Source organism: Mesorhizobium sp. B2-5-7, assembly GCF_006440875.1.
Lineage (GTDB): Bacteria > Pseudomonadota > Alphaproteobacteria > Rhizobiales > Rhizobiaceae > Mesorhizobium > Mesorhizobium australicum.
The window spans coordinates 293458-312652 of the sequence record NZ_VFUO01000002.1 but is presented as its reverse complement, the minus strand read 5'-3'; the positions used below and the strand labels follow the sequence as shown (position 1 = coordinate 312652).

24 protein-coding genes and 1 other RNA gene are annotated in these 19195 nt (G+C 63.4%); 15 read left to right on the top strand and 10 right to left on the bottom strand.

Going from position 1 to position 19195, the window contains the following annotated elements:
• The 7 genes from FJ543_RS08930 to FJ543_RS08900 all read left to right on the top strand — a co-directional run bounded on the left by FJ543_RS08930 (nucleotide 1) and on the right by FJ543_RS08900 (nucleotide 6338).
• Complete coding sequence (locus tag FJ543_RS08930) at nucleotides 1–1041, top strand: tetratricopeptide repeat protein (protein ID WP_181173949.1); 1041 nt, start codon at nucleotides 1–3, stop codon at nucleotides 1039–1041.
• A 163-nt stretch (nucleotides 1042–1204) separates the two neighbouring features.
• Nucleotides 1205–1771: an elongation factor P gene (efp, locus tag FJ543_RS08925; RefSeq protein WP_015315249.1), complete on the top strand. Its 567-nt coding sequence runs from the start codon at nucleotides 1205–1207 to the stop codon at nucleotides 1769–1771.
• 89 nt (nucleotides 1772–1860) lie between these two features.
• Complete coding sequence (locus tag FJ543_RS08920; protein WP_140874755.1) at nucleotides 1861–2661, top strand: inositol monophosphatase family protein; 801 nt, start codon at nucleotides 1861–1863, stop codon at nucleotides 2659–2661.
• A gap of 134 nt (nucleotides 2662–2795) precedes the next feature.
• Nucleotides 2796–3482 carry a hemolysin III family protein gene (locus tag FJ543_RS08915; RefSeq protein ID WP_140874753.1) on the top strand — a complete coding sequence of 229 codons (687 nt, stop codon included), beginning with the start codon at nucleotides 2796–2798 and terminating at the stop codon, nucleotides 3480–3482.
• A gap of 120 nt (nucleotides 3483–3602) precedes the next feature.
• Nucleotides 3603–4628: a MotA/TolQ/ExbB proton channel family protein gene (locus tag FJ543_RS08910; RefSeq protein ID WP_041163650.1), complete on the top strand. Its 1026-nt coding sequence runs from the start codon at nucleotides 3603–3605 to the stop codon at nucleotides 4626–4628.
• A gap of 1 nt (nucleotide 4629) precedes the next feature.
• Entirely contained in the window at nucleotides 4630–5661 is a 1032-nt protein-coding gene (locus tag FJ543_RS08905; protein ID WP_109664719.1) for a peptidoglycan -binding protein, read from the top strand.
• Nucleotides 5662–5912: 251 nt separating this feature from the next.
• Entirely contained in the window at nucleotides 5913–6338 is a 426-nt protein-coding gene (locus tag FJ543_RS08900) for a hypothetical protein (RefSeq protein WP_140793042.1), read from the top strand.
• Nucleotides 6339–6441: 103 nt separating this feature from the next.
• Here the strand turns inward: FJ543_RS08900 and FJ543_RS08895 are convergent, their stop codons facing one another.
• Nucleotides 6442–6795: a DUF1304 domain-containing protein gene (locus tag FJ543_RS08895; RefSeq protein WP_015315243.1), complete on the bottom strand. Its 354-nt coding sequence runs from the start codon at nucleotides 6793–6795 to the stop codon at nucleotides 6442–6444.
• 142 nt (nucleotides 6796–6937) lie between these two features.
• Here FJ543_RS08895 and FJ543_RS08890 point away from each other — a divergent pair, with 142 nt between their 5' ends.
• Nucleotides 6938–8422: a carboxypeptidase M32 gene (locus FJ543_RS08890; RefSeq protein ID WP_140874751.1), complete on the top strand. Its 1485-nt coding sequence runs from the start codon at nucleotides 6938–6940 to the stop codon at nucleotides 8420–8422.
• Between the two features lie 50 nt (nucleotides 8423–8472).
• On the opposite strand, the gene FJ543_RS08885 is transcribed toward FJ543_RS08890, so the two are convergent.
• A complete protein-coding gene (locus FJ543_RS08885; RefSeq protein WP_140874749.1) occupies nucleotides 8473–10272 on the bottom strand; it encodes an ABC transporter transmembrane domain-containing protein in 1800 nt (599 codons plus the stop codon).
• A gap of 207 nt (nucleotides 10273–10479) precedes the next feature.
• Here FJ543_RS08885 and rpmE point away from each other — a divergent pair, with 207 nt between their 5' ends.
• Nucleotides 10480–10701, top strand: coding sequence for a 50S ribosomal protein L31 (gene rpmE / locus FJ543_RS08880; protein WP_010912060.1), 222 nt, complete (start codon nucleotides 10480–10482; stop codon nucleotides 10699–10701).
• 81 nt (nucleotides 10702–10782) lie between these two features.
• Here the strand turns inward: rpmE and FJ543_RS08875 are convergent, their stop codons facing one another.
• Nucleotides 10783–11412, bottom strand: coding sequence for a TetR/AcrR family transcriptional regulator (locus FJ543_RS08875; protein WP_140616624.1), 630 nt, complete (start codon nucleotides 11410–11412; stop codon nucleotides 10783–10785).
• A 144-nt stretch (nucleotides 11413–11556) separates the two neighbouring features.
• Here FJ543_RS08875 and FJ543_RS08870 point away from each other — a divergent pair, with 144 nt between their 5' ends.
• Complete coding sequence (locus tag FJ543_RS08870) at nucleotides 11557–12033, top strand: DUF1772 domain-containing protein (RefSeq protein ID WP_015315239.1); 477 nt, start codon at nucleotides 11557–11559, stop codon at nucleotides 12031–12033.
• A gap of 30 nt (nucleotides 12034–12063) precedes the next feature.
• On the opposite strand, the gene FJ543_RS08865 is transcribed toward FJ543_RS08870, so the two are convergent.
• The 3 genes from FJ543_RS08865 to FJ543_RS08855 form a co-directional block, all read right to left on the bottom strand.
• Nucleotides 12064–12384 (bottom strand): SelT/SelW/SelH family protein, encoded by a 321-nt coding sequence (locus FJ543_RS08865; protein WP_015315238.1) that lies wholly within the window; start codon nucleotides 12382–12384, stop codon nucleotides 12064–12066.
• A gap of 16 nt (nucleotides 12385–12400) precedes the next feature.
• Nucleotides 12401–13150 carry a YebC/PmpR family DNA-binding transcriptional regulator gene (locus tag FJ543_RS08860; RefSeq protein WP_015315237.1) on the bottom strand — a complete coding sequence of 250 codons (750 nt, stop codon included), beginning with the start codon at nucleotides 13148–13150 and terminating at the stop codon, nucleotides 12401–12403.
• 220 nt (nucleotides 13151–13370) lie between these two features.
• Nucleotides 13371–13694 (bottom strand): helix-turn-helix domain-containing protein, encoded by a 324-nt coding sequence (locus tag FJ543_RS08855; protein WP_140712567.1) that lies wholly within the window; start codon nucleotides 13692–13694, stop codon nucleotides 13371–13373.
• Nucleotides 13695–13745: 51 nt separating this feature from the next.
• On the opposite strand from FJ543_RS08855, the gene FJ543_RS08850 reads away from it, so the two are divergent.
• The 3 genes from FJ543_RS08850 to FJ543_RS08840 are packed head-to-tail and all read left to right on the top strand — an operon-like array spanning nucleotide 13746 to nucleotide 15098.
• Nucleotides 13746–14228 (top strand): SRPBCC domain-containing protein, encoded by a 483-nt coding sequence (locus FJ543_RS08850; RefSeq protein ID WP_140874747.1) that lies wholly within the window; start codon nucleotides 13746–13748, stop codon nucleotides 14226–14228.
• Between the two features lie 15 nt (nucleotides 14229–14243).
• Nucleotides 14244–14606 carry a glyoxalase/bleomycin resistance/dioxygenase family protein gene (locus FJ543_RS08845; RefSeq protein WP_015315234.1) on the top strand — a complete coding sequence of 121 codons (363 nt, stop codon included), beginning with the start codon at nucleotides 14244–14246 and terminating at the stop codon, nucleotides 14604–14606.
• Between the two features lie 24 nt (nucleotides 14607–14630).
• Nucleotides 14631–15098 carry an SRPBCC family protein gene (locus FJ543_RS08840; protein WP_015315233.1) on the top strand — a complete coding sequence of 156 codons (468 nt, stop codon included), beginning with the start codon at nucleotides 14631–14633 and terminating at the stop codon, nucleotides 15096–15098.
• A 21-nt stretch (nucleotides 15099–15119) separates the two neighbouring features.
• Here FJ543_RS08840 and FJ543_RS08835 read toward each other — a convergent pair whose 3' ends face one another.
• The 4 genes from FJ543_RS08835 to ssrS form a co-directional block, all read right to left on the bottom strand.
• Nucleotides 15120–15887: a TerC family protein gene (locus tag FJ543_RS08835; protein ID WP_015315232.1), complete on the bottom strand. Its 768-nt coding sequence runs from the start codon at nucleotides 15885–15887 to the stop codon at nucleotides 15120–15122.
• 68 nt (nucleotides 15888–15955) lie between these two features.
• On the bottom strand, nucleotides 15956–16780 hold the full coding sequence (locus tag FJ543_RS08830; protein WP_140874745.1) for a YmdB family metallophosphoesterase: 825 nt from the start codon (nucleotides 16778–16780) through the stop codon (nucleotides 15956–15958).
• Between the two features lie 63 nt (nucleotides 16781–16843).
• The gene (locus tag FJ543_RS08825; RefSeq protein WP_140875526.1) at nucleotides 16844–17431 is read right to left on the bottom strand and encodes a 5-formyltetrahydrofolate cyclo-ligase; all 588 of its coding nucleotides are present in this window, start codon (nucleotides 17429–17431) and stop codon (nucleotides 16844–16846) included.
• A 95-nt stretch (nucleotides 17432–17526) separates the two neighbouring features.
• Nucleotides 17527–17682: non-coding RNA, 6S RNA (gene ssrS, locus FJ543_RS08820), on the bottom strand.
• Between the two features lie 137 nt (nucleotides 17683–17819).
• Here ssrS and FJ543_RS08815 point away from each other — a divergent pair.
• Complete coding sequence (locus FJ543_RS08815) at nucleotides 17820–18659, top strand: MoxR family ATPase (RefSeq protein WP_140662610.1); 840 nt, start codon at nucleotides 17820–17822, stop codon at nucleotides 18657–18659.
• A gap of 83 nt (nucleotides 18660–18742) precedes the next feature.
• Nucleotides 18743–19189 carry a GNAT family N-acetyltransferase gene (locus FJ543_RS08810; RefSeq protein WP_015315228.1) on the top strand — a complete coding sequence of 149 codons (447 nt, stop codon included), beginning with the start codon at nucleotides 18743–18745 and terminating at the stop codon, nucleotides 19187–19189.
• Nucleotides 19190–19195: the final 6 nt, after the last annotated feature.

Genomic DNA, 19195 nt, shown 5'->3' with positions numbered 1-19195 from the left:
GTGTTCCTGGCAAGGCTTTCCCTTCAGGCCCTGCTCGCGGCGGTGATGATCCAGGCCGCCGCCGCCGAAACCGTTCCCTTGCCGCAGCCCAAGCCTGAAACCGGCGTGCACACCGACAAGCCGATCGAAAAGCAGCTGCCGCAGCCCGCCACTACATCGGAACCCGCGCCGTTGCCGTCGGCCGACAGCGTCAATCCCGACCGCTTTGGCGCCAAGCCGGCGGACGCTGCCTATGGTGCCTTCCAGCGTGGTCTTTACAAGACCGCCTATAATCTGGCGCTGGTCCGCGCGCAGAATGGCGATCCGGCGGCGCAGACGCTGGTGGCCGAGATCTTGTCGCGTGGGTTGGGCGTGCCGTTGAACGCGGCCGAAGCCGCGAAATGGTACGCGCTTGCCGCCGAGCAGGGTGTGCCGGAATCGCAGTTCCAATATGCGCTGATGCTGCTCGACGGCCGCTACGTCAAGAAGGACGCGAAGGAAGCCTACGCCCTGATGCAGGCCGCCGCCGAAGCCGGCAATCAGCTTGCGCAGTTCAATTTCGCGCAGATGCTGGTCCAGCAGGATCCCGGCAACGCCGGCCTGGCCAAGGCGGTTTCCTACTATGAGCGCGCCGCCGCGACCGGTCTTGCCGACGCGCAGTACGCCATGTCGCAGATCTATGCCAACGGCGTCGGCGGCAAGCCGCGCGACGATGCACAGGCACGGCGGCTGCTGGCGCAGGCCGCCCGTCAGAACTACGACACCGCGCAGATCGATCTCGCCGCCTGGATGATCGAGGGCCGCGGCGGCGCGCGTGACCTGAAATCGGCCTTCGGCTGGACGAAGCAAGCCGCCGAAGGCGGCAATGTCGCGGCGCAGAACCGGCTGGCAAAACTCTATATGCAAGGCATCGGCACCGATCCCGACCTCGTGCTCGCCGGCGCCTGGTACATCGTCGCCCGCCGCGCCGGTCTCATCGATCAGCAGATGGACGATTTCCTGCAAGGGCTGAGCGACGACCAGACCAAGCAGGCCCTGCAGAAGGCCAACCGCCTGCCCTGATGGCGGTAGGCGGAACCGGCCGGTGCCCGCCCCCGTTGCTCAGCCGCAACCCGCCCTCCCTTGCCTCTCCGGGCGATTTGTGGTCTTGGAGCCTTAAATCGCCTGTCGGCGAACATCCCATACCAATGGCCCGGCCGTTGGCAGCATCCCGGATCCCATCATCATGGCCAAGATCAATGGCAACGAAATCCGCCCCGGCTACGTCATCGAACACGATGGCGGCCTCTGGGTGGCGGTCAGGACCAACACCGTCAAGCCCGGCAAGGGCGGCGCCTACAACCAGGTTGAGCTGAAGAACCTCATCAACGGCACCAAGCTCAACGAGCGCTTCCGTTCGGCCGAGACGGTCGAGCAGATCCGGCTAGACCTGAAGGACTTTTCCTTCCTCTACGAGCAGGACGACGCGCTGGTGTTCATGGACACCCAAAGCTATGAGCAGCTCGAACTGAACAAGGATTTCGTCGGCGACCGCGCCGCGTTCCTGCAGGACGGCATGATGGTGACGGTTCAGCTCTACGAGGAGCGGCCGATCGGCATTTCGCTGCCCGATTACGTGACGCTGACCATCACCGAGGCGGATCCCGTGGTGAGGGGCCAGACGGCGGCATCCTCCTACAAGCCGGCGGTGCTGGAAAATGGCATTCGCGTGCTGGTGCCACCCTTCATCGGTGCCGGCGAACGCATCATCGTCGACACCAACGAAATCACTTACGTGCGCCGCGCCGACTGATGCATGCATGTCGCCGGGAAACGGCCCCGGTTTGGGTCACCGGCATGCATCGAGACAGAATTTAAAGCGCCGCACCAGGAAGAAGCACTATGGCACGCTCAGCCCTCCTCAACGTCATGGTCCAGGCCGCAATGAAGGCCGGCCGCTCGCTGTCGCGCGACTTCGGCGAGGTCCAGAACCTGCAGGTCTCGATGAAGGGCCCCGGCGACTATGTCAGCCAGGCCGACCGCAAGGCCGAGGACATCGTTTTCGCCGAACTGTCGAAGGCACGTCCTGGCTACGGCTTCCTGATGGAAGAGCGCGGCGCCGTCGCCGGCGATGACAGCCAGCACCGCTGGATCGTCGACCCGCTCGACGGCACCACCAATTTCCTGCACGGCATCCCGCTTTTCGCCGTCTCGATCGCACTGGAGCGCCAAGGCCAGATCGTGGCGGGCGTCGTCTACAATCCCGCCATGGACGAGCTCTACACCACCGAGCGCGGCGGCGGCGCCTTCATGAATGATCGCCGCCTGCGCGTTGCCGGCCGCACCAAGCTTGTCGACACGGTGATCGGCTGCGGCGTGCCGCATCTCGGCCGCGGCCATCATGGCAATTTCCTGGTCGAACTGCGCAACGTCATGGCCGAGGTCTCCGGCGTCCGCCGCATGGGCTCCGCCTCGCTCGATCTTGCCTATGTCGCCGCCGGCCGCATGGACGGCTTCTGGGAAGTGGGCCTGTCGGCCTGGGACATGGCCGCCGGCCTGCTCTTGATCCGCGAAGCGGGCGGCTTCGCCTCCGACATGGATGGCGGACAGGACATGCTGGACACCGGCACGGTCGTCGCCGGCAACGAGATCATCCAGCGCGCATTGCTGAAGACGGTGAAAAAGCCGCTCTCGCCGCGCTGAAGCAATCCGGGAAAAATGTTCGCGGTTTTGCATCCGGCATTGCGTCAAGGCAAAGCGCGTCGTCGTAAAACCGCAAACAAAGCTTGAAATACTGTCCGTCGGTTGCCCAGATATGGGGTGATGCAGGACGGTAGATGACCAACACCTCGCCACAGATCGAGATTCCGTTCATCGGACGCTGGCACTATTCGCGCGCCGAGATGATCGCCGACGGGATCGTCCATGCTGTCGGGATCGTGCTGGCGATCACGGCCGGTTCGGCGTTGCTGGCGCTCGCCGCCTTCCGGGTCGGGCCCGGCGAATATATCGCCGCCGCCTTCTATGTCGTGTCGCTGCTCACCGTGCTCTCGGTATCGCTGACCTACAATCTGTGGCCGGTGACCTCGCCCGCGAAATGGATCCTGCGGCGCTTCGATCATGCCGCGATCTATCTGTTGATCGCCGCCACCTACACACCCTTTCTCGCCCAGTTGGGAAACTCTGCGCTGGCGCGCTGGATGATCGTCCTGGTCTGGGCCGCGGCCGCAACGGGCATTGCCATCAAGGTGTTTTTCCCCGGCCGTTTCGACAGGCTGGCGATCGTCTTCTATCTCGCCATCGGCTGGAGCGGCATCGTTCTCGTCAAGCCGCTCATCGAGACGCTGCCGACCACGTCGATCGTGCTCATCGTCGCCGGTGGCGTCGTCTATTCCTGTGGCGTGATTTTCTTCGCCTGGAAGGCGCTGCGCTTCCACAACGCACTGTGGCACGGCTTCGTCGTCACCGGCGCCGGCCTGCATTTGGCGGCCATGGTCGACTGCCTCGTCATCAACCGCCTCTGATGCGCCGGCTCCAAAGGCCGCCTGTGGCAATATTGCCAAGCACCATTCAATTTGGTCATAATTCCGTTTAGAGTTGCCAACTACGTGATCGGCGGCAGCGGCATCGGAAACGGGGCACGGATGGCTTTTCTCAGATCCTTCGGCATGGGCAGGCGCTCCGACGTGCTGATCTACGACCCGCATAAACTGTCCAGTCCGCAGGTCTTCCTGCTGACCATGGTCATCTTCCTGGCCATCGTCGCTTTCATCGCCGCCATCCTGACCCGCCAGGTCACCACCGCTTTCGTCACCAACCCGGGCCTCAACGGCCTGATCGTCGGCGTGCTCGTCGTCGGTATCCTGCTGGCCTTCACGCAGGTCGGGCGGCTGTTTCGCGAGGTCCGCTGGGTCAACTCTTTCCGGGCCGGCTCCGAAACCACCGAACCGGTGCTGCTGGCGCCGATGAAGGCGATGATCGGCCGTTCCTCGTCCATGGCCTTTTCGACCTCATCGATGCGCACAATGCTCGATTCCATCGCCACCCGCCTCGACGAAAGCCGCGACACCTCGCGCTACCTTGTGGGCCTTTTGGTGTTCCTCGGCCTGCTTGGCACTTTCTGGGGTCTGCTGAATACGATCGGCTCGATCCGCGAGACCATCGAATCGCTGGATCCCGGCACGGGTGACGCCGCCGCGGTGCTCGATTCGCTGAAACAGGGCTTGTCGGCGCCGCTGGCCGGCATGGGCACCGCCTTCTCGTCCTCGCTGTTCGGCCTGTCCGGCTCGCTCGTGCTCGGCTTCCTCGACTTGCAGGCCGGCCGCGCCCAGACACGTTTCTACACCGAGCTCGAGAACTGGCTGTCCTCGGTCACGGATCTGTCGTCCGACATCGTCGTTTCCGACCCGGCCAAGGCCGACTCTTCCGACGAGATCCGCGTCCTCTCGGAGCGGCTGCGCAGCATGCAGGAAAATGGCGGCGGCTCCAACCCGCGCGTCGCCACCGCCATGGCCAATCTCGCCGATGGCATTTCCGGCTTGGTCAAGAACATGCGCTCCGAACAGCAGATCATGCGCGACTGGGTCGAAGCCCAGTCGGACGAACAAAAGGCGATGCGCAACACGCTGGAAAAGATCGCCGACGCGCTGAAGAAGCCCGGGGTGCACTAGCATGGCGCTTGCCAGGGGCCGGCGTACCGATCGCCGCATCGACTATTGGCCGGGCTTCGTCGACGCGCTTTCGACGCTGTTGCTCGCCATCATGTTCCTGCTCACCGTCTTCGTGTTGGCGCAGTTCCTGCTCGGGCGCGAAATCTCCGGCAAGGATACGGCGCTGTCGCGCCTCAATTCGCAGATCAACGAACTGACCCAGCTTCTGGCGCTGGAGCGCTCGACGGCACAGGACAAGGACGATTCGCTGGCCAACCTGCAGGCGTCGCTGTCGGCGGCGGAGGCGGAGAAGAGCCGGCTCGAACAGTTGCTGGCGCAAGGTGCGGGTGCCGGCGACGCCGCCAACCAGCGAGCCGCGGCGCTGGGCGGCGAACTGGACAGCCAGCGCCAGATCAGCCAGCAGGCGCTGAGCCAGGTCGAGATCCTCAACCAGCAGATCGCGGCATTGCGCAAGCAGATCGGCGCGCTCGAGGATGCCCTCAACGTCTCCGAAACGCGCGACCGCGATTCCAACACCAAGATCGCCGATCTCGGCCGTCGCCTGAACGTGGCGCTGGCGCAGCGTGTGCAGGAGCTGAACCGCTACCGCTCCGATTTCTTCGGACGTCTGCGCGAAATCCTGGCCGATCGCGAGAACATCCGCATCGTCGGCGACCGCTTCGTGTTCCAGTCGGAGGTTCTGTTCCCGACCGGATCCGAAGTGATCAACGATGCCGGCAAGGTCGAGATGAAGAAGCTCGCCGACGCCATCATCGAACTGCAGAAAGAGATCCCGCCGGAGATCAACTGGGTGCTGCGCGTGGACGGCCACACCGACAACAAGCCGCTGTCCGGCACCGGCCGTTATCGCGACAATTGGGAACTGTCGACGGCGCGCTCGACCTCGGTGGTCAAGTTCCTGATCGAAAATGGCGTGCCGGCCAACCGGCTCGTCGCCGCCGGCTTCGGGGAATTCCAGCCGCTCGATCCCGCCGACACCGAAGAGGCGCGCAACAAGAACCGCCGCATTGAACTGAAGCTCACCGAACGTTGATCCATCATCACGCGAACTCACGCGAAATTGTTCGCCGGCTCAACTCTAGGGCGCAGGCATCCGCCGGCAAGGCCTGAAAAGATTATCTTTTTTTAATTACACTTCGCGCCGAAGCGCTCCTAGCTTGCTGCGCAGGGCCGAGAACCGCCGGCGATGCCTCCCATCGCGACGCGACGGGACTGGACGACCCAAAATGGTCGGGAGGCGAGGCGGCGCGGCCGCTCTCCCTTCCCAGCAGGAGGAAGCGCCCCATGCGCTCATCAGCATCTCTCAAGACTGCAACGCTTGCCGCAATTCTCATTGCCGTCCCGCTTGCCGGCGCCTATGCCGCGGGCCACCACAAGGGTGCTCTCGATGCGACCGCCCCCACCGACATGGCAGGCCCCCGTGTCGAGGCGCTCGTTCAGCAGGTCCAGGGTGTTCATCAGGGCATCGTCGACGCCAGGCAAGCCAACCACATCACCCCGGCCGTCGCGGAGCGCCTGGAAATGCGCACCGCCCGCATCAGTCAGGTCGCCGAGAGAATAGCCGCGTCGGATCACGGCAGGATCCCGGCCGCGCAATACCATGACCTGCTGCGCCGGCTCGACAATGTGGATCAACGTCTGATGGTCGACACCGGCAGCGGTTTCCTGATGGGTGATGGCGCCGACGGCGGAAACTATCCGAACGGCTGAGGCTATTCCGGCCTGGAAACGTCCTGAAGGAAGGGACCCACTGACGCCTTCGGGACCCCAATCCCGCTGGCGTCCTTTTTCTTTCCTTACCAGCCCATCCTGCCTACCAACCGAGCCAGGCCGCGACCAGGGCGACCACCGCCGGCACGGTCTGGATGTACAGGATCTTGCGGCCGACCGTCGCCGCGCCATAGAGACCGGCAATGGTCACGCACAACAGGAAGAAGACCTCGACCTGGAAACCGGCGGCGCCGAGGTAAAGCCCCCAGATCAGGCCGGCGGCGAGAAAGCCGTTATAGAGACCCTGATTGGCGGCGAGCACTTTGGAGGCACCGGCGAATTCCGGCGTCAGGCGGAATGTCTTGTGCCCGCGCGGCGTGTCCCAAAGCACCATCTCGAGATAGACGATGTAGACATGGATCAAGGCCACCAGCCCGACCAGGATGTTGCCGATCATTCTGCTCCCCCTTCATCCGTCGCCGGCAGCATTTCATGCCCAACCTCGCTTGCGCAAGCTGCATCTGCCGGATGGCATCCGAGGGTTGCCAATGCTTTTGCGTTGGTGTCTTTTCGCCCCGTCCTCAACCACGGAAGCCGCCATGTCCTTTCACAAACTCGACGATCTCGGCCACAAGCTCGAAGCGCTTGAGCATGCGCTGGCCATCCTCGGCGCCGATGAGGCGACCCACATGGCCGTCGGTGGTGGCGAGAAGCGCGCCGAGGCGATGGCGGCCCTTGCCGGCATGTATCACACCAGGGCGACCGCGCCGGAAATATCGGACTGGATCGCCGCGGCCGAAGGCGAGGCATTGGACGATGAGCAGCGGGCGGCTCTCGCCGAGCTGCGGCGGCAATACACCAACCTGACCTGCCTGCCGGTCCAATTCGTCGAGCGCCAGACGACGGCGCGCATGCGCTGCGAGCAATTGTGGCGTGCCCTGCGCGCCAAGAACGATTGGGCGGGTTTTCAGCCGGCGCTTGAAGGCGTGGTGGCGCTGGTGCGCGAAGAGGCCGCCCTGCGCTCCGACGTGCTCGGCCTTGCCCCCTATGACGCGCTGATGGAACAATACGATCCCGGCAATCGCACGGCCGACATCACGCCCGTCTTCGCCGACCTCAAGGCCTTCCTCAAGGGTTTCGTGCCGGAGGCGCTGGCGATCCAGGAAGCGCGGCTGCGCAAGCATCCGCTGAAACCGCTTTCGGGTACCTATGCCATCGACCGGCAGCGCGAACTCGGCCTTGCCATGATGGCGGCGGTCGGCTTCAACCTGACGCACGGCTCACTGTCGGTGTCGCACCATCCGTTCTGCGGCGGCGTGCCCAGCGACGTGCGCATCACCACGCGCTACAAGACCTCGGATTTCCTGTCGGCGCTGATGGGCGTGCTGCACGAGACCGGTCATGCGCTCTACGAACAGAACCTGCCCAAGGCGTGGGCGCACTGGCCGCTCGGCAAGGCCCGCGGCATGGCCGTGCATGAGAGCCAGAGCCTGTTCGTCGAAAAGCAGATCGGGCGCAATCCTGCCTTCTGGCGCTGGGCGCTGCCGGTGGTGGAGAAGCATCTCGGCGAAGCCTGGTCGCTCGACGATATCCTGCCGCATGTGCATCGTGTCGAACGTGGCCTGATCCGCGTCGACGCCGACGAGGTGACCTATCCTTTGCACGTCATCCTTCGCTACGAACTGGAGCAGGAGCTTGTTTCGGGCAGCCTCGAAGTGGCTGATTTGCCCGAAGCCTGGGATGCCAGGATGCGCGACTATCTTGGTCTCTCGACCATCGACAACCCCGCCGACGGGCCGATGCAGGACGTCCATTGGCCGGGTGCCGCCTTCGGTTATTTCCCGTCCTATACGCTGGGCGCGATGATGGCGGCGCAGCAATGGACCGCGCTGACGCGCGAGCATCCTTCAGCCGACGAAGACCTTGCAAAGGGGAATTTCGAGGCGATCAACGGTTGGCGCCGCGAGAAAATCTGGTCGCAGGGGTCGCGCTGGTCGACGCCGGACCTGCTTGAGCGCGCCACCGGCGAGAAGCTCAACGCCACGTACTTCGTCAACCATTTGAGGCAGCGCTACGGCGGCTGAGATGCCGCCTGAGACGACAATTTTCGTTGCGCCGAGGCGAACTGAACCTGCTACTCCGCCGCGCCCCTGAAGGCGCTGGCGCCGGTCTCGAACTGCAGCTTGGCGAGCCGTGCATAGATGCCACCCTTGGCGACCAGGCTCTGATGCGTGCCTTCCTCGACGATGCGGCCGCCATCCATCACCAGGATCCTGTTGGCCTTCAGCACCGTCGCCAGCCGGTGGGCGATGACGATGGTGGTGCGCCCCCGCATCAGCCGCTCGAGCGCGGTCTGCACCAGCGTCTCGCTTTCGGCGTCGAGGGCCGAGGTGGCCTCGTCGAGCAGCAGGATCGGCGCGTCGCGCAGGATGGCACGTGCAATCGCCACACGCTGGCGCTGGCCGCCGGACAGCGTCACGCCACGCTCGCCGACCTGGCTGTCATAGCCGTTCTCGAGCCTGAGGATAAACTCGTCGGCCAGTGCGTCCTTGGCCGCGGCCTCGATCTCGGCCTCGCTGGCGCCTGGCCGGCCGAAGCCGATATTGTCGCGCGCGCTCGCCGCGAAGATGGTGACGTCCTGCGGCACGATGGCGATGCGCTGCCTGACCGAAACGGGATCGGCTTCGCGCACGTCGACGCCATCGACCAGGATCTTGCCGGTTTCCGGATCGTAGAAGCGCAGGATCAGCGAGAACACCGTGCTCTTGCCGGCACCCGAGGGGCCGACGATGGCCACCGTCTCGCCGGGCATGACTTGAAAACTCAGGCCGTGGACGGCGGCGCGATCGGGTCTCGCCGGATAGGAGAAGGAAACATTCTCGAAGGCGATCGCGCCCTTGGCAACCGCCGGCAGCGGCTTCGGATCGGCCGGCGCCTGGATCGCCGGCGTCTCGGCCAGAATCTCGGTCAGCCGTTCGGCGGCACCTGCGGCTTGCGCGAGTTCGCCCCAGACTTCCGACAGCGCGCCGAGCGCGCCAGCGGCGAACACCGAATAAAGGAGGAATTGGCCAAGCGTGCCAGGCGATATCGTGCCGTCGAGCACGTCGCGCGAGCCGAACCACAGCACCGCCACGACCGAGGAGAAAATGGTGAAGATGGCAAAGAAGGTGAGGAAGGAGCGCGCGAAGATCGAAGCGCGCGCTGCCTCGAAGGCCGCTTCCACCGCGCCCGAGAATCGTCCGGTGACCAGTCTCTCATTGGTGAAGGCCTGCAGCGTGCGCACCGCGCCGATCTGCTCGCTGGCATAGGCCGTCGCGTCGGCAAGCGTGTCCTGGGCCTGCCTTGACTTGCGCCGCACCGAGCGGCCGAAGGCGACCAGCGGCAGCACGATCACGGGGATCGCCCCGATGACCAGGCCGGAGAGTTTCGGGCTGGTGACGACCATCATGCCCACCGCGCCGAGGCCGAGGATGACGTTGCGCAGCGCCACCGAAGCCGTGGCGCCTACCGCCGACTTGACCTGCGTGGTGTCGGCGGCCAGCCGTGACACGATTTCCCCCGACTGGGCGGTGTCGAAGAAGGCAGGCGACAGCGTCGTCACATGGGCAAAGACATCGCGCCTGATGTCGGCGACGACGCGCTCGCCGAGCGTGATGACGAAATAGTAACGGCCGGCCGACGCCGCGGCCAGCACGGCGGCCATCGCCACGAGGGCGCCGAAATATTCGGCGATGAAGGTGGTGCTGGCCGACGAGAAACCGTGGTCGATCATGCGCCGGACGGCCAGCGGCAGTGCCAATGTCGTTGCCGCCGCGATGGCCAGTGAGATAAGGGCGCCGACGACCAGCGTGCGATATCCGGCGATATACGGAAACAGGCGCCTGAGCGGCTTGAGCGAGCGTCGGCGCTCGTCTGCGCTGCTTGATTGCGCCATCTCGGTGTTTCCTCTAGCCACTTCAGCTTATATGCGCCTCAACATGCGCTTGCCGCGGCCTTGTGATTCAATTCCGGCTGATGTATAGGCACGCCGACCGTTTTAGAAGCCGTGACTCCTCAATAGCTGCGGCTTCGAGTTTTAAAAAGAGGCGCATCGACGCAGGCTTATGCCCGTCCGCCGCGCCGGCAAGCCAGGAACAGAGCCATGAAGAGCGCAATCCATCCCGACTACCACACCATCAAGGTCGTCATGACCGACGGCACCGAATACACGACCCGTTCGACCTGGGGCAAGGAAGGCGATACGATGAACCTCGATATCGACCCGACCACGCACCCGGCCTGGACCGGCGGCCAGCAGACCCTGCTCGACCGCGGCGGCCGCCTGTCGAAGTTCAAGAAGCGTTTCGAAGGTTTCGGCCTCTAAGGCGAAGAGCTTTTTCGCGGATCAAGAGCCCGCCCTTGTGGCGGGTTTTTTGTTGCTTGGCCGAAGGCTGGGTCTTCGGCCCTATTCGGCCAGCAATTCCCTGAGTGCCATGCGCTTGTAGGCCGCGACCAGCCTGTCGCCCTCCTGCCTGTCGACCGAGATCGCCAGCCGCATGGCCGCCTCGCCCATCTGCCACACCAAGAATGCCGTCGTGTCGAGCGCCACCGGATCGGCATCGGGCCGCAGGCGCTTGAGTACCGCGATCAGAAATTCCGCGTTCGCGCGGCTGTCGGCGAGTTCGAGCTGGCGCAGCGCCTTGTCGGCCTGCGTGCCCGACCAGATGTCGCGCATCACCGGCTCGGCCAGGAACAGCTCGTAGTAAATATCGACCAGCTCCGAGAAAGCCTGCCGCAGGCCTTTGGCGTCGCTGACATCCCTGAGTGCCGCCGAGATACAAGCCTGGCTTTCCGCTGTGTAGCGTTCGGCCAGCGCCCAGACGATCGCCCTCTTGTCCGGAAAGAACTGGTAGAGCGAGCCGATCGACACCCCAGCCCGCTCCGCCACCTCGCCCATGCGCATTGCGTCGCTGCCTTGTTCGGCAATCAGCGCCGAGGCGGCGGCCAGCATGCGCTCGACCCGCTCGCGGCTGCGCTGCTGGCTTGGCGCCCGGCGCGGCGAACCGATCCGCTCATTGGTTTGCGTGCCTTCCATGACCGTCTCCAACAAACGCGCCCGGCAAAATCGCCGGGAACGACTTGACTTACAAAATACGAGGGTTTATCACGTTTTGCAAATGTGAGATATGCTCACATTTTAGAGAGCAAACCGCCGCAACCGGCGTCTGGAGCAACTGAGATGATCAAGCTTCTTCCAACCCTCACCTTCATTGCCGCGATCGGCGCGGGCGTCGTCGGTGGCGTATTCTTCGCCTTTTCCAACTTCGTCATGGCGGCCCTTGCCCGGCTGCCCGTCCCAGCGGGCATCGCCGCGATGAATTCGATCAATGTCACGGTGATCACCCCGACCTTCATGACAGCGCTGTTTGGCACCGGCCTCATCTGCCTCGTTCTCATTGCCGCCGCTCTCTTGGGCTGGAGCCAGTCCGGCTCGTACTGGTTACTGGCCGGCGCGGTGATCTATCTGGTCGGCAACCCTATCGTGACCATGGTCTTCAACGTGCCGCTCAACGATGCTCTCGCCGCCGTCGACCCGGCCAGCAGCAACGGCGCTGCCGTGTGGGCGAACCATCTGAGCCAATGGGTGATGTGGAACCACGTCCGCACCGTCACCGCCATCGTGGCGATGGCGTGCTTTATCTTCGCATTGCTCTGAAGAGGTCTAACGAGACGCAAAAAACTCCGCTCAGGCGAGGTCTTTCTGCGTGTCACCCTTGTGGCCTTTGCGGTCGGCGTGACCGAGATCCCGATCCGGATCGATCACGTCGCGGACCAGCTGCTTGAGTTTGGCCGCGTCAGGGAAGCCGCCGTCGCGCTTGCGGTCCCAGACCAGCACATCGTTACAGGAGATGGTGAAGATGCCGCCGGTGCCCGGCACCAGCGTCACCTCGCCGAGATCGGTACCGAAGGTGGACAGCAGCTCCTGCGCCATCCAGCCGGCACGCAACAGCCACTGGCATTGCGTGCAGTAGGTAATGCGGATGGCCGGCAACTGAGCTTTGCTCATATCGGACGACCTTCGCTCACGCCGCGCTGAGCTTCGCCATCGTCTCGTCGTCGACTTCGAAGTTGGCGTAGACGCTTTGCACGTCGTCATCATCCTCGAGCGTGGCAACCAGCTTCATCAGCGATTGCGCCCGCTCTTCGTCGACGGGGACATTGTTCTGCGGCTTCCAGATCGCCTTGACCGATTCGGCCTCGCCGAGCGAGGTTTCAAGCGCCTTAGACACCTCGCCGAGAGTCTCGAAGGAGCAATAGATCGTGTGGCCTTCCTCGTCCGATTCGACATCGTCGGCGCCGGCTTCGATCGCCGCATCCATGATCTTGTCGGCGCTGCCGGCCGAGGCCGGATAGTAGATTTCGCCGGCGCGGTCCCACATGAACGACACCGATCCGGTTTCGCCGAGCGCGCCGCCGGCCTTGGTGAAGGCGGCGCGCACATTGGACGCCGAACGGTTGCGGTTGTCGGTCAGCGCCTCGACGATCACGGCGACGCCACCAGGCCCATACCCTTCGTAGCGCACCGCTTCGTAGTTTTCGGCGTCGCCCATCGAGGCCTTGTTGATGGCGCGCTGGATGTTGTCCTTGGGCATCGACACCGCCTTGGCGTTCTGGATCGCCAGGCGCAGGCGCGGGTTCATCGATGGGTCCGGCGTTCCGCTCTTGGCGGCGACGGTGATTTCGCGCGCCAGCTTGGAAAACATTTTCGACCGCACCGCGTCCTGACGGCCCTTGCGGTGCATGATGTTCTTGAACTGTGAATGGCCAGCCATGGCACCCCTGTCGTGTTCGGCTAGAGCGTCTTGCCGCGAGATGCGTCATCTCGCCTTTGCAAAAGGCTCGAATTCAATTTCAGAGCGTCCCGATGCGTCCGGGTGAACGTACGGCGCCCTGTGTCGGAATGGCCGGCTTATAGATAAATCGGCTCAATTCGTCCAGCCGCGCCGCGTTGCCGGGGCACTCGGCATGCGGCGGCCCGGCAAGCAGGCTGTCCTACCCTTCCAGATCGGACTTCAGCCGGTCAATGATGCTGAGCGCATGGCCGGCATACTGGCTGATCCAGCGGTCGTGAATCTGCTTGATTGGCAACGCATTGAGATGGTTCCAGCGCTCGCGTCCGTCGCGGCGCGCGACGATCAGGTCCGCCTCCTCCAGCACCTTGAGATGCAGCATGACCGTGCAGCGGTCGATGTCGGGAAAGGCTTCGCACAGCATGCCGGTGGTCTTTGGCTCGTCTTTCAACCGATCCAGCATTTCGCGCCGGCGCGGATGCGCCAGCGCCTTGAAAACATGGTCGTCCTGCGATCGGCTTGACATGTTATGTTTATATAACATATTGTTGGCTCGTTCAAGCAAGGAGCTGTGGATATGTCTCTTGGATTCAGCGTTTCAGGGCGCATCGGCAAACCGGTCTCCGAAGTCTTCGACGCGGTCGTCAACCCGAAGAAACTGAGCGGCTATTTCACCACCATCGGCGGTGCCAGCGCGCCATTGGTCGCCGGTTCGGGTGTCGTCTGGTGGGGCAAGGTGCCGGTCGAGGTCGACGAAGTGGTCAAGGACAGCCGCATCGTGCTGCGCTGGGATGCCACCGATGCCAACGGCAAGCCCGCCTACAAGACGCGCATCGAGATGAATTTCGAGCCGCTCGACGATGGCGGCACCTTCGTCACCATCGCCGAGAGCGGCTGGCAGGAAGGCGCGGTCGGCCTGAAGAAGTCCTACCTGAATTGCGAGGGCTGGTCGCAGATGCTGGCCTGCATGAAGGCCTATGTCGAATACGGCATCAATCTGCGCGACGGCTATTACCGCAGCGAGATGAAGGGCGAACCCGCCAGCGAAAACAACATTTGAAAACAGAGCCCAGCCATGACCGCGAAGATCACCGGCGGCATCAACATCGCCATGAAGGTGCCATCGCACCAGTACGAAGCGACGATCGCCTTCTACCGCGATGTCGTCGGCCTCAAGCCGTTCACAGCCAAGGCGCCGGCCATCGGCTTCGAGCTCGGCCCCAACAGGCTTTGGATCGACGAGGCGCCGACGATGAGCCAGGCCGAGATCTGGCTGGAGCTTTTCACGCGGGATTTTCCGGGCGCCGCGGATCATCTGGCCAAGGCGGGAATTGTGCGTTGCGATGCCGTCGAGCCCTTGGACGCGGGTTTCCGAGGTGGTTGGATCACCAATCCGGCCGGCATCATCCATATGGTGCGCGAACCCGACGCCTGGTGAGGGCGTATTCGAAAGGAGATCGCCATGGAAATCCGTGAGACACCGACAGCCGAAGCCGCCATGCTGATCCGGCGGCCGGTCGCTGAGGTTTTCGAAGCCGTCGTCGATCCGGCGATCACGACCAAATTCTGGTTCACCCATGGCAGCGGCCGGCTTGATGGCGGCAAACCGGTTCAGTGGGAGTGGCGCATGTATGGGGTCTCGACGACAGTCGAGGTCAGCGAGATCGCCAGGGACAAGAAGATCGTCATGACGTGGAGCGATCCGCCGACCACGGTGGTCTGGACCTTCACCGAAATGCCTGGCGAAGCGACATTCCTCGAGGTCCACAATTTCGGCTTTGCCGGCAATGGCGACGAGCAGGTGAAACAAGCGGTCGGCTCAACCGACGGCTTTGCGCTTGTGCTCGCCGGCGCCAAGGCCTGGCTGGAACAGGGCCTGACGCTCGGCTTGATGGGTGACCGCCATCCGAAGGGTGTTCCGGGGCACTAGGCTCGCCCCGGCCGACTAGTATCAGTGGCCGTCGCCGGTTTTCGCTTTCTTGCGCCGCCGCGCCAGCATGTTGAGCCCCTCGACCAGCGCCGAAAAACCCATCGCCGCATAGATGTAGCCCTTGGGCACATGATAGCCCATGCCGTCGGCGATCAGCGTCATGCCGATCATCAGCAGGAAGCCCAGCGCCAGCATGACGATGCTCGGGTTCTTGGCGATGAAGTCCGCCAGCGGTCCGGCCGCCAGCATCATCACGGTCACGGCCGCGATGACCGCGATATACATGATGGCGATCTCGTCGGTCATGCCGACGGCGGTGATGATGGAATCGATGGAGAAGACGAGGTCGAGCAGCAGGATCTGGAAGATCGCGCCGGCAAGCGAGATCTTGAGCGTTTCGCCCAGCATCGTGTCCTGATGGTCGTCGGGATCGACCGTGTGGTGGATCTCCTTGGTCGCCTTCCACACCAGGAACAGACCGCCGGCGATCAGGATCAGGTCGCGCCAGGAGAAGCCGTGGCCGAACGCCGTGAAGACCGGCGTCGTCAGTTGAACGATGATGGAAATGGTGGCGAGCAGCACCAGGCGCATGACCAGCGCCGCTGAGATGCCAAGACGCCGCGCGCGAGCTCTCTGCTCCACGGGCAGCTTGTTGGTGAGGATCGAGATGAAGATCAGGTTGTCGATGCCGAGCACGATCTCGAGCACCACCAGCGTCAGCAGCGCGACCCAGGCGGTCGGGTCCGAAACGAATTGAAAATGCGGCGCCAGGAATTCGATAAGCTGCATGGAGGTCGTCCCCTACGATCTAGAGCAGTGTCGCCGGCAATTAGGTACTGCGACCCCCTATATCAATGTCACGCCCAGAAGGACGGAGCCGTTTCTTCCAGCCTTGGCCCGCGACGAAACGGCGCGATCTTCTCGGTCAGCCCCGTGCGGTCGGAAATATCGACGCCGACGCCGCACAACGTCGCCGGTCCCGTCGCTGCCTCGAAACGCCCTTTCGGCACTTTCGACAGGAACCGGTTGAGCGGTTCTTCCTTGTCCATGCCGAGCGAGGAATCATAGTCACCGCACATGCCGGCATCCGACAGGTACCCGGTGCCGCCATTGAGGATCTGGTGGTCGGCGGTGGGCTGGTGCGTGTGGGTGCCGACGACGAGACTGGCGCGGCCATCGACAAAATGCGCGAAGCACATTTTTTCCGAGGTTGCCTCGGCATGGAAGTCGATCACCACCGCATCCGCCTGCTCGCCGAGCGGACAGGCGGCAAGCTCGCGTTCGCCAGCCTGGAAGGGATCGTCGAGTTCCGGGTGCATGAACACCCGGCCCATAATGTTGGCGACCAGCACGCGCGCGCCGTTTTTGGCGATGTAGACACCGGAGCCGCGCCCGGGCGTGCCTTTGGGGAAATTGGAAGGCCGCAGAAACCGCTGCTCGCGCGGCGCGAAGGCCAGCGCGTCGCGCTGGTCCCAGACATGGTTGCCGGTGGTCACGACATCGCAGCCCGCCGCGATCGTCTCACGCAAGATCTCTTCGGTGATGCCGAAGCCGCCGGCCGCGTTCTCGCCGTTGACGATGACGAAATCGAGTTTGAAGTCGAAGATCAGGCCAGGCAGTTGTTCCCACACCGCGGTGCGGCCCGTCTTGCCGACCATGTCCCCGAGGAAAAGAAGTCGCATCTATGCCTGATCCCGAAAAGTTGCATGACTTTTCGGCAAAGATCATGCGTTTCAAAGAACTATCTACAATTTTGGCGCAAAGCGGCGCAACCCGCTCTCGGTGAGTATTTCCGGGATGACCACGTCATGGGGCTCGTCTGGAACTTGCGAAACTTCTTGGCAGTCGAAGGCGATGCCGATCAGCCGGGGCGCGAGCCCCTGCTCGACGAGCTTCGCGATCGCCCGGTCGTAATAGCCGGCGCCATATCCGATGCGGTGACCGCGCGCATCGAAGGCGGCGAGCGGCACCAGCATGACCGAAGGATCGAGAACTTCGGCCTCGGCATGCGGCCCGACCGTGCCAAAGCCCATGTCGACCATCGGTGCGCCGCGAACCAGTTCACGAAAGACGATGGTGGTCTTGTCGAGAATGGCAGGCAGGCAGAGCCGTGCGCCCTTCTCTCGCAAGGCGAACATCAGCGGCCTGACATCGACCTCCGAGCGCATCGGCCAGAAACCGGAGACGATCTGACCGGGCCCGATCTCCAGATGGTCGCGCGCCGTCTCCGCCATTTCGAGCGCAGCCTCCACCCGCCAGAATGCATCGAGACCGTCGCGGCGGGCGAGTGCCTCGAGACGCAGCTTTTTCTTCAAGTCTTTGGGAGAGGTCATGCGGCCAAGGTAGAAAAGGTCAGAGCTGTGCGGGGTCTCAAGTGCGACGTTTTCCACCGCATCATCCACCAGATGCGTGGATACGTTGCGACAAGTGACGATCCACACAACCGGTGGAGAGAGCGATCCCGGGAACCTACAAAGTAGGTGGGCGCCGTGTGAGAAAACCCACGGGTCTTCCCAGGGACAGCTCCCTAAGGATCGTTAAGGCCCCGGGGAAAATGTTCTCCTGCCGGGAAGCACAGACCGTCTTTTCCAATATAGGCTGCTGGTGGCTCAAGCGCCAGTGACGCAGGCAGTCTCGGCGGCTTTATTCGCCATCCGCACCGCACCCTTGCACAGCCGCGGCGGCGTCCTTACGGTCGCGACGACCAACCAAGGAGCAAAAATGCGTTTCGAAGGCACCGCGGCCTATGTCGCCGACAAGGATCTTATGGTGGCGGTCAACGCGGCGATCGCGCTGGAGCGGCCTTTGCTGGTCAAGGGCGAGCCCGGCACCGGCAAGACGGAACTCGCCCGCCAGGTGGCGGCGGCACTCGGCCTCGACCTGATCGAGTGGCACGTCAAATCGACGACGCGGGCGCAGCAAGGCCTCTACGAATACGATGCGGTGTCACGGCTGCGCGACAGCCAGCTCGGCGATGTCAGGTTCAACGACATCAAGAACTACATCAAGCGAGGCAAGCTTTGGGAGGCATTCGCGGCCGACAAGAAGGTCGTGCTTCTGATCGACGAGATCGACAAGGCCGACATCGAATTCCCCAACGACCTGCTGCAGGAACTCGATCGGATGGAGTTCTTCGTCTACGAGACCGGCGAGACCATCCGCGCCGCCGTTCGCCCGATCGTCATCATCACCTCCAACAACGAGAAGGAGTTGCCGGACGCTTTCCTGCGCCGCTGCTTCTTCCACTACATCCGCTTTCCCGACGTCGACACGCTGCACAGAATCGTCGACGTGCACTATCCCGGCATCAAGCAGAACCTGGTGCGCGCGGCCCTCACCCAGTTCTATGAAATCCGCGACGTGCCAGGCTTGAAGAAGAAGCCATCGACCTCCGAGGCGCTCGACTGGATCCGCCTGCTGGTCGCCGACGACATCGCGCCGGAGGATTTGCGCGCCGACCCGAAGAACGCATTGCCCAGACTGCATGGCGCCCTGTTGAAGAACGAGCAGGACGTGCATCTGTTCGAGCGGCTGGCCTTCATGGCGAGAAGACAGCAATAGGGCAGCGCTTTCCCCGGCTGTGGACCGTTGCCGCGGGCCGAAGAGAAGGTCAGCTTCGGCCAGAACCCTTCGGAGGAGATAAAATGTCTGAGATCGTTGTCCGCCCGCTCGCGCAATCCGACCACGCCGACTGGCACCGCCTGTGGACCGATTATCTGACCTTCTACGAAACCAAGCTGCCGGAAGAGGTCTATGCCATCACCTGGAAACGGTTATTCACCGAAGGCGAGTTCGAGCCGAAGGGTTTTATCGCCACATCGGGCGGCAAGGCCGTCGGCCTCACCCATTATCTCTACCATCGCTCCGGCTGGTCGGAGAAAAACAACTGCTACCTGCAGGATCTGTTCGCCGACCCGGATGTGCGCGGAAAGGGCATCGGCGCGGCCCTCATCGAGGCGGTGAAGCAGGAGGCCGGCAAAATCGGCGTGAAGAACGTCTATTGGATGACGCACGAAACCAATGCCACCGCCCGCAAGCTCTACGACCATGTCGCGCGCAGGACGGGCTTTATCGAGTATGATTTGCTGTAACCGGCC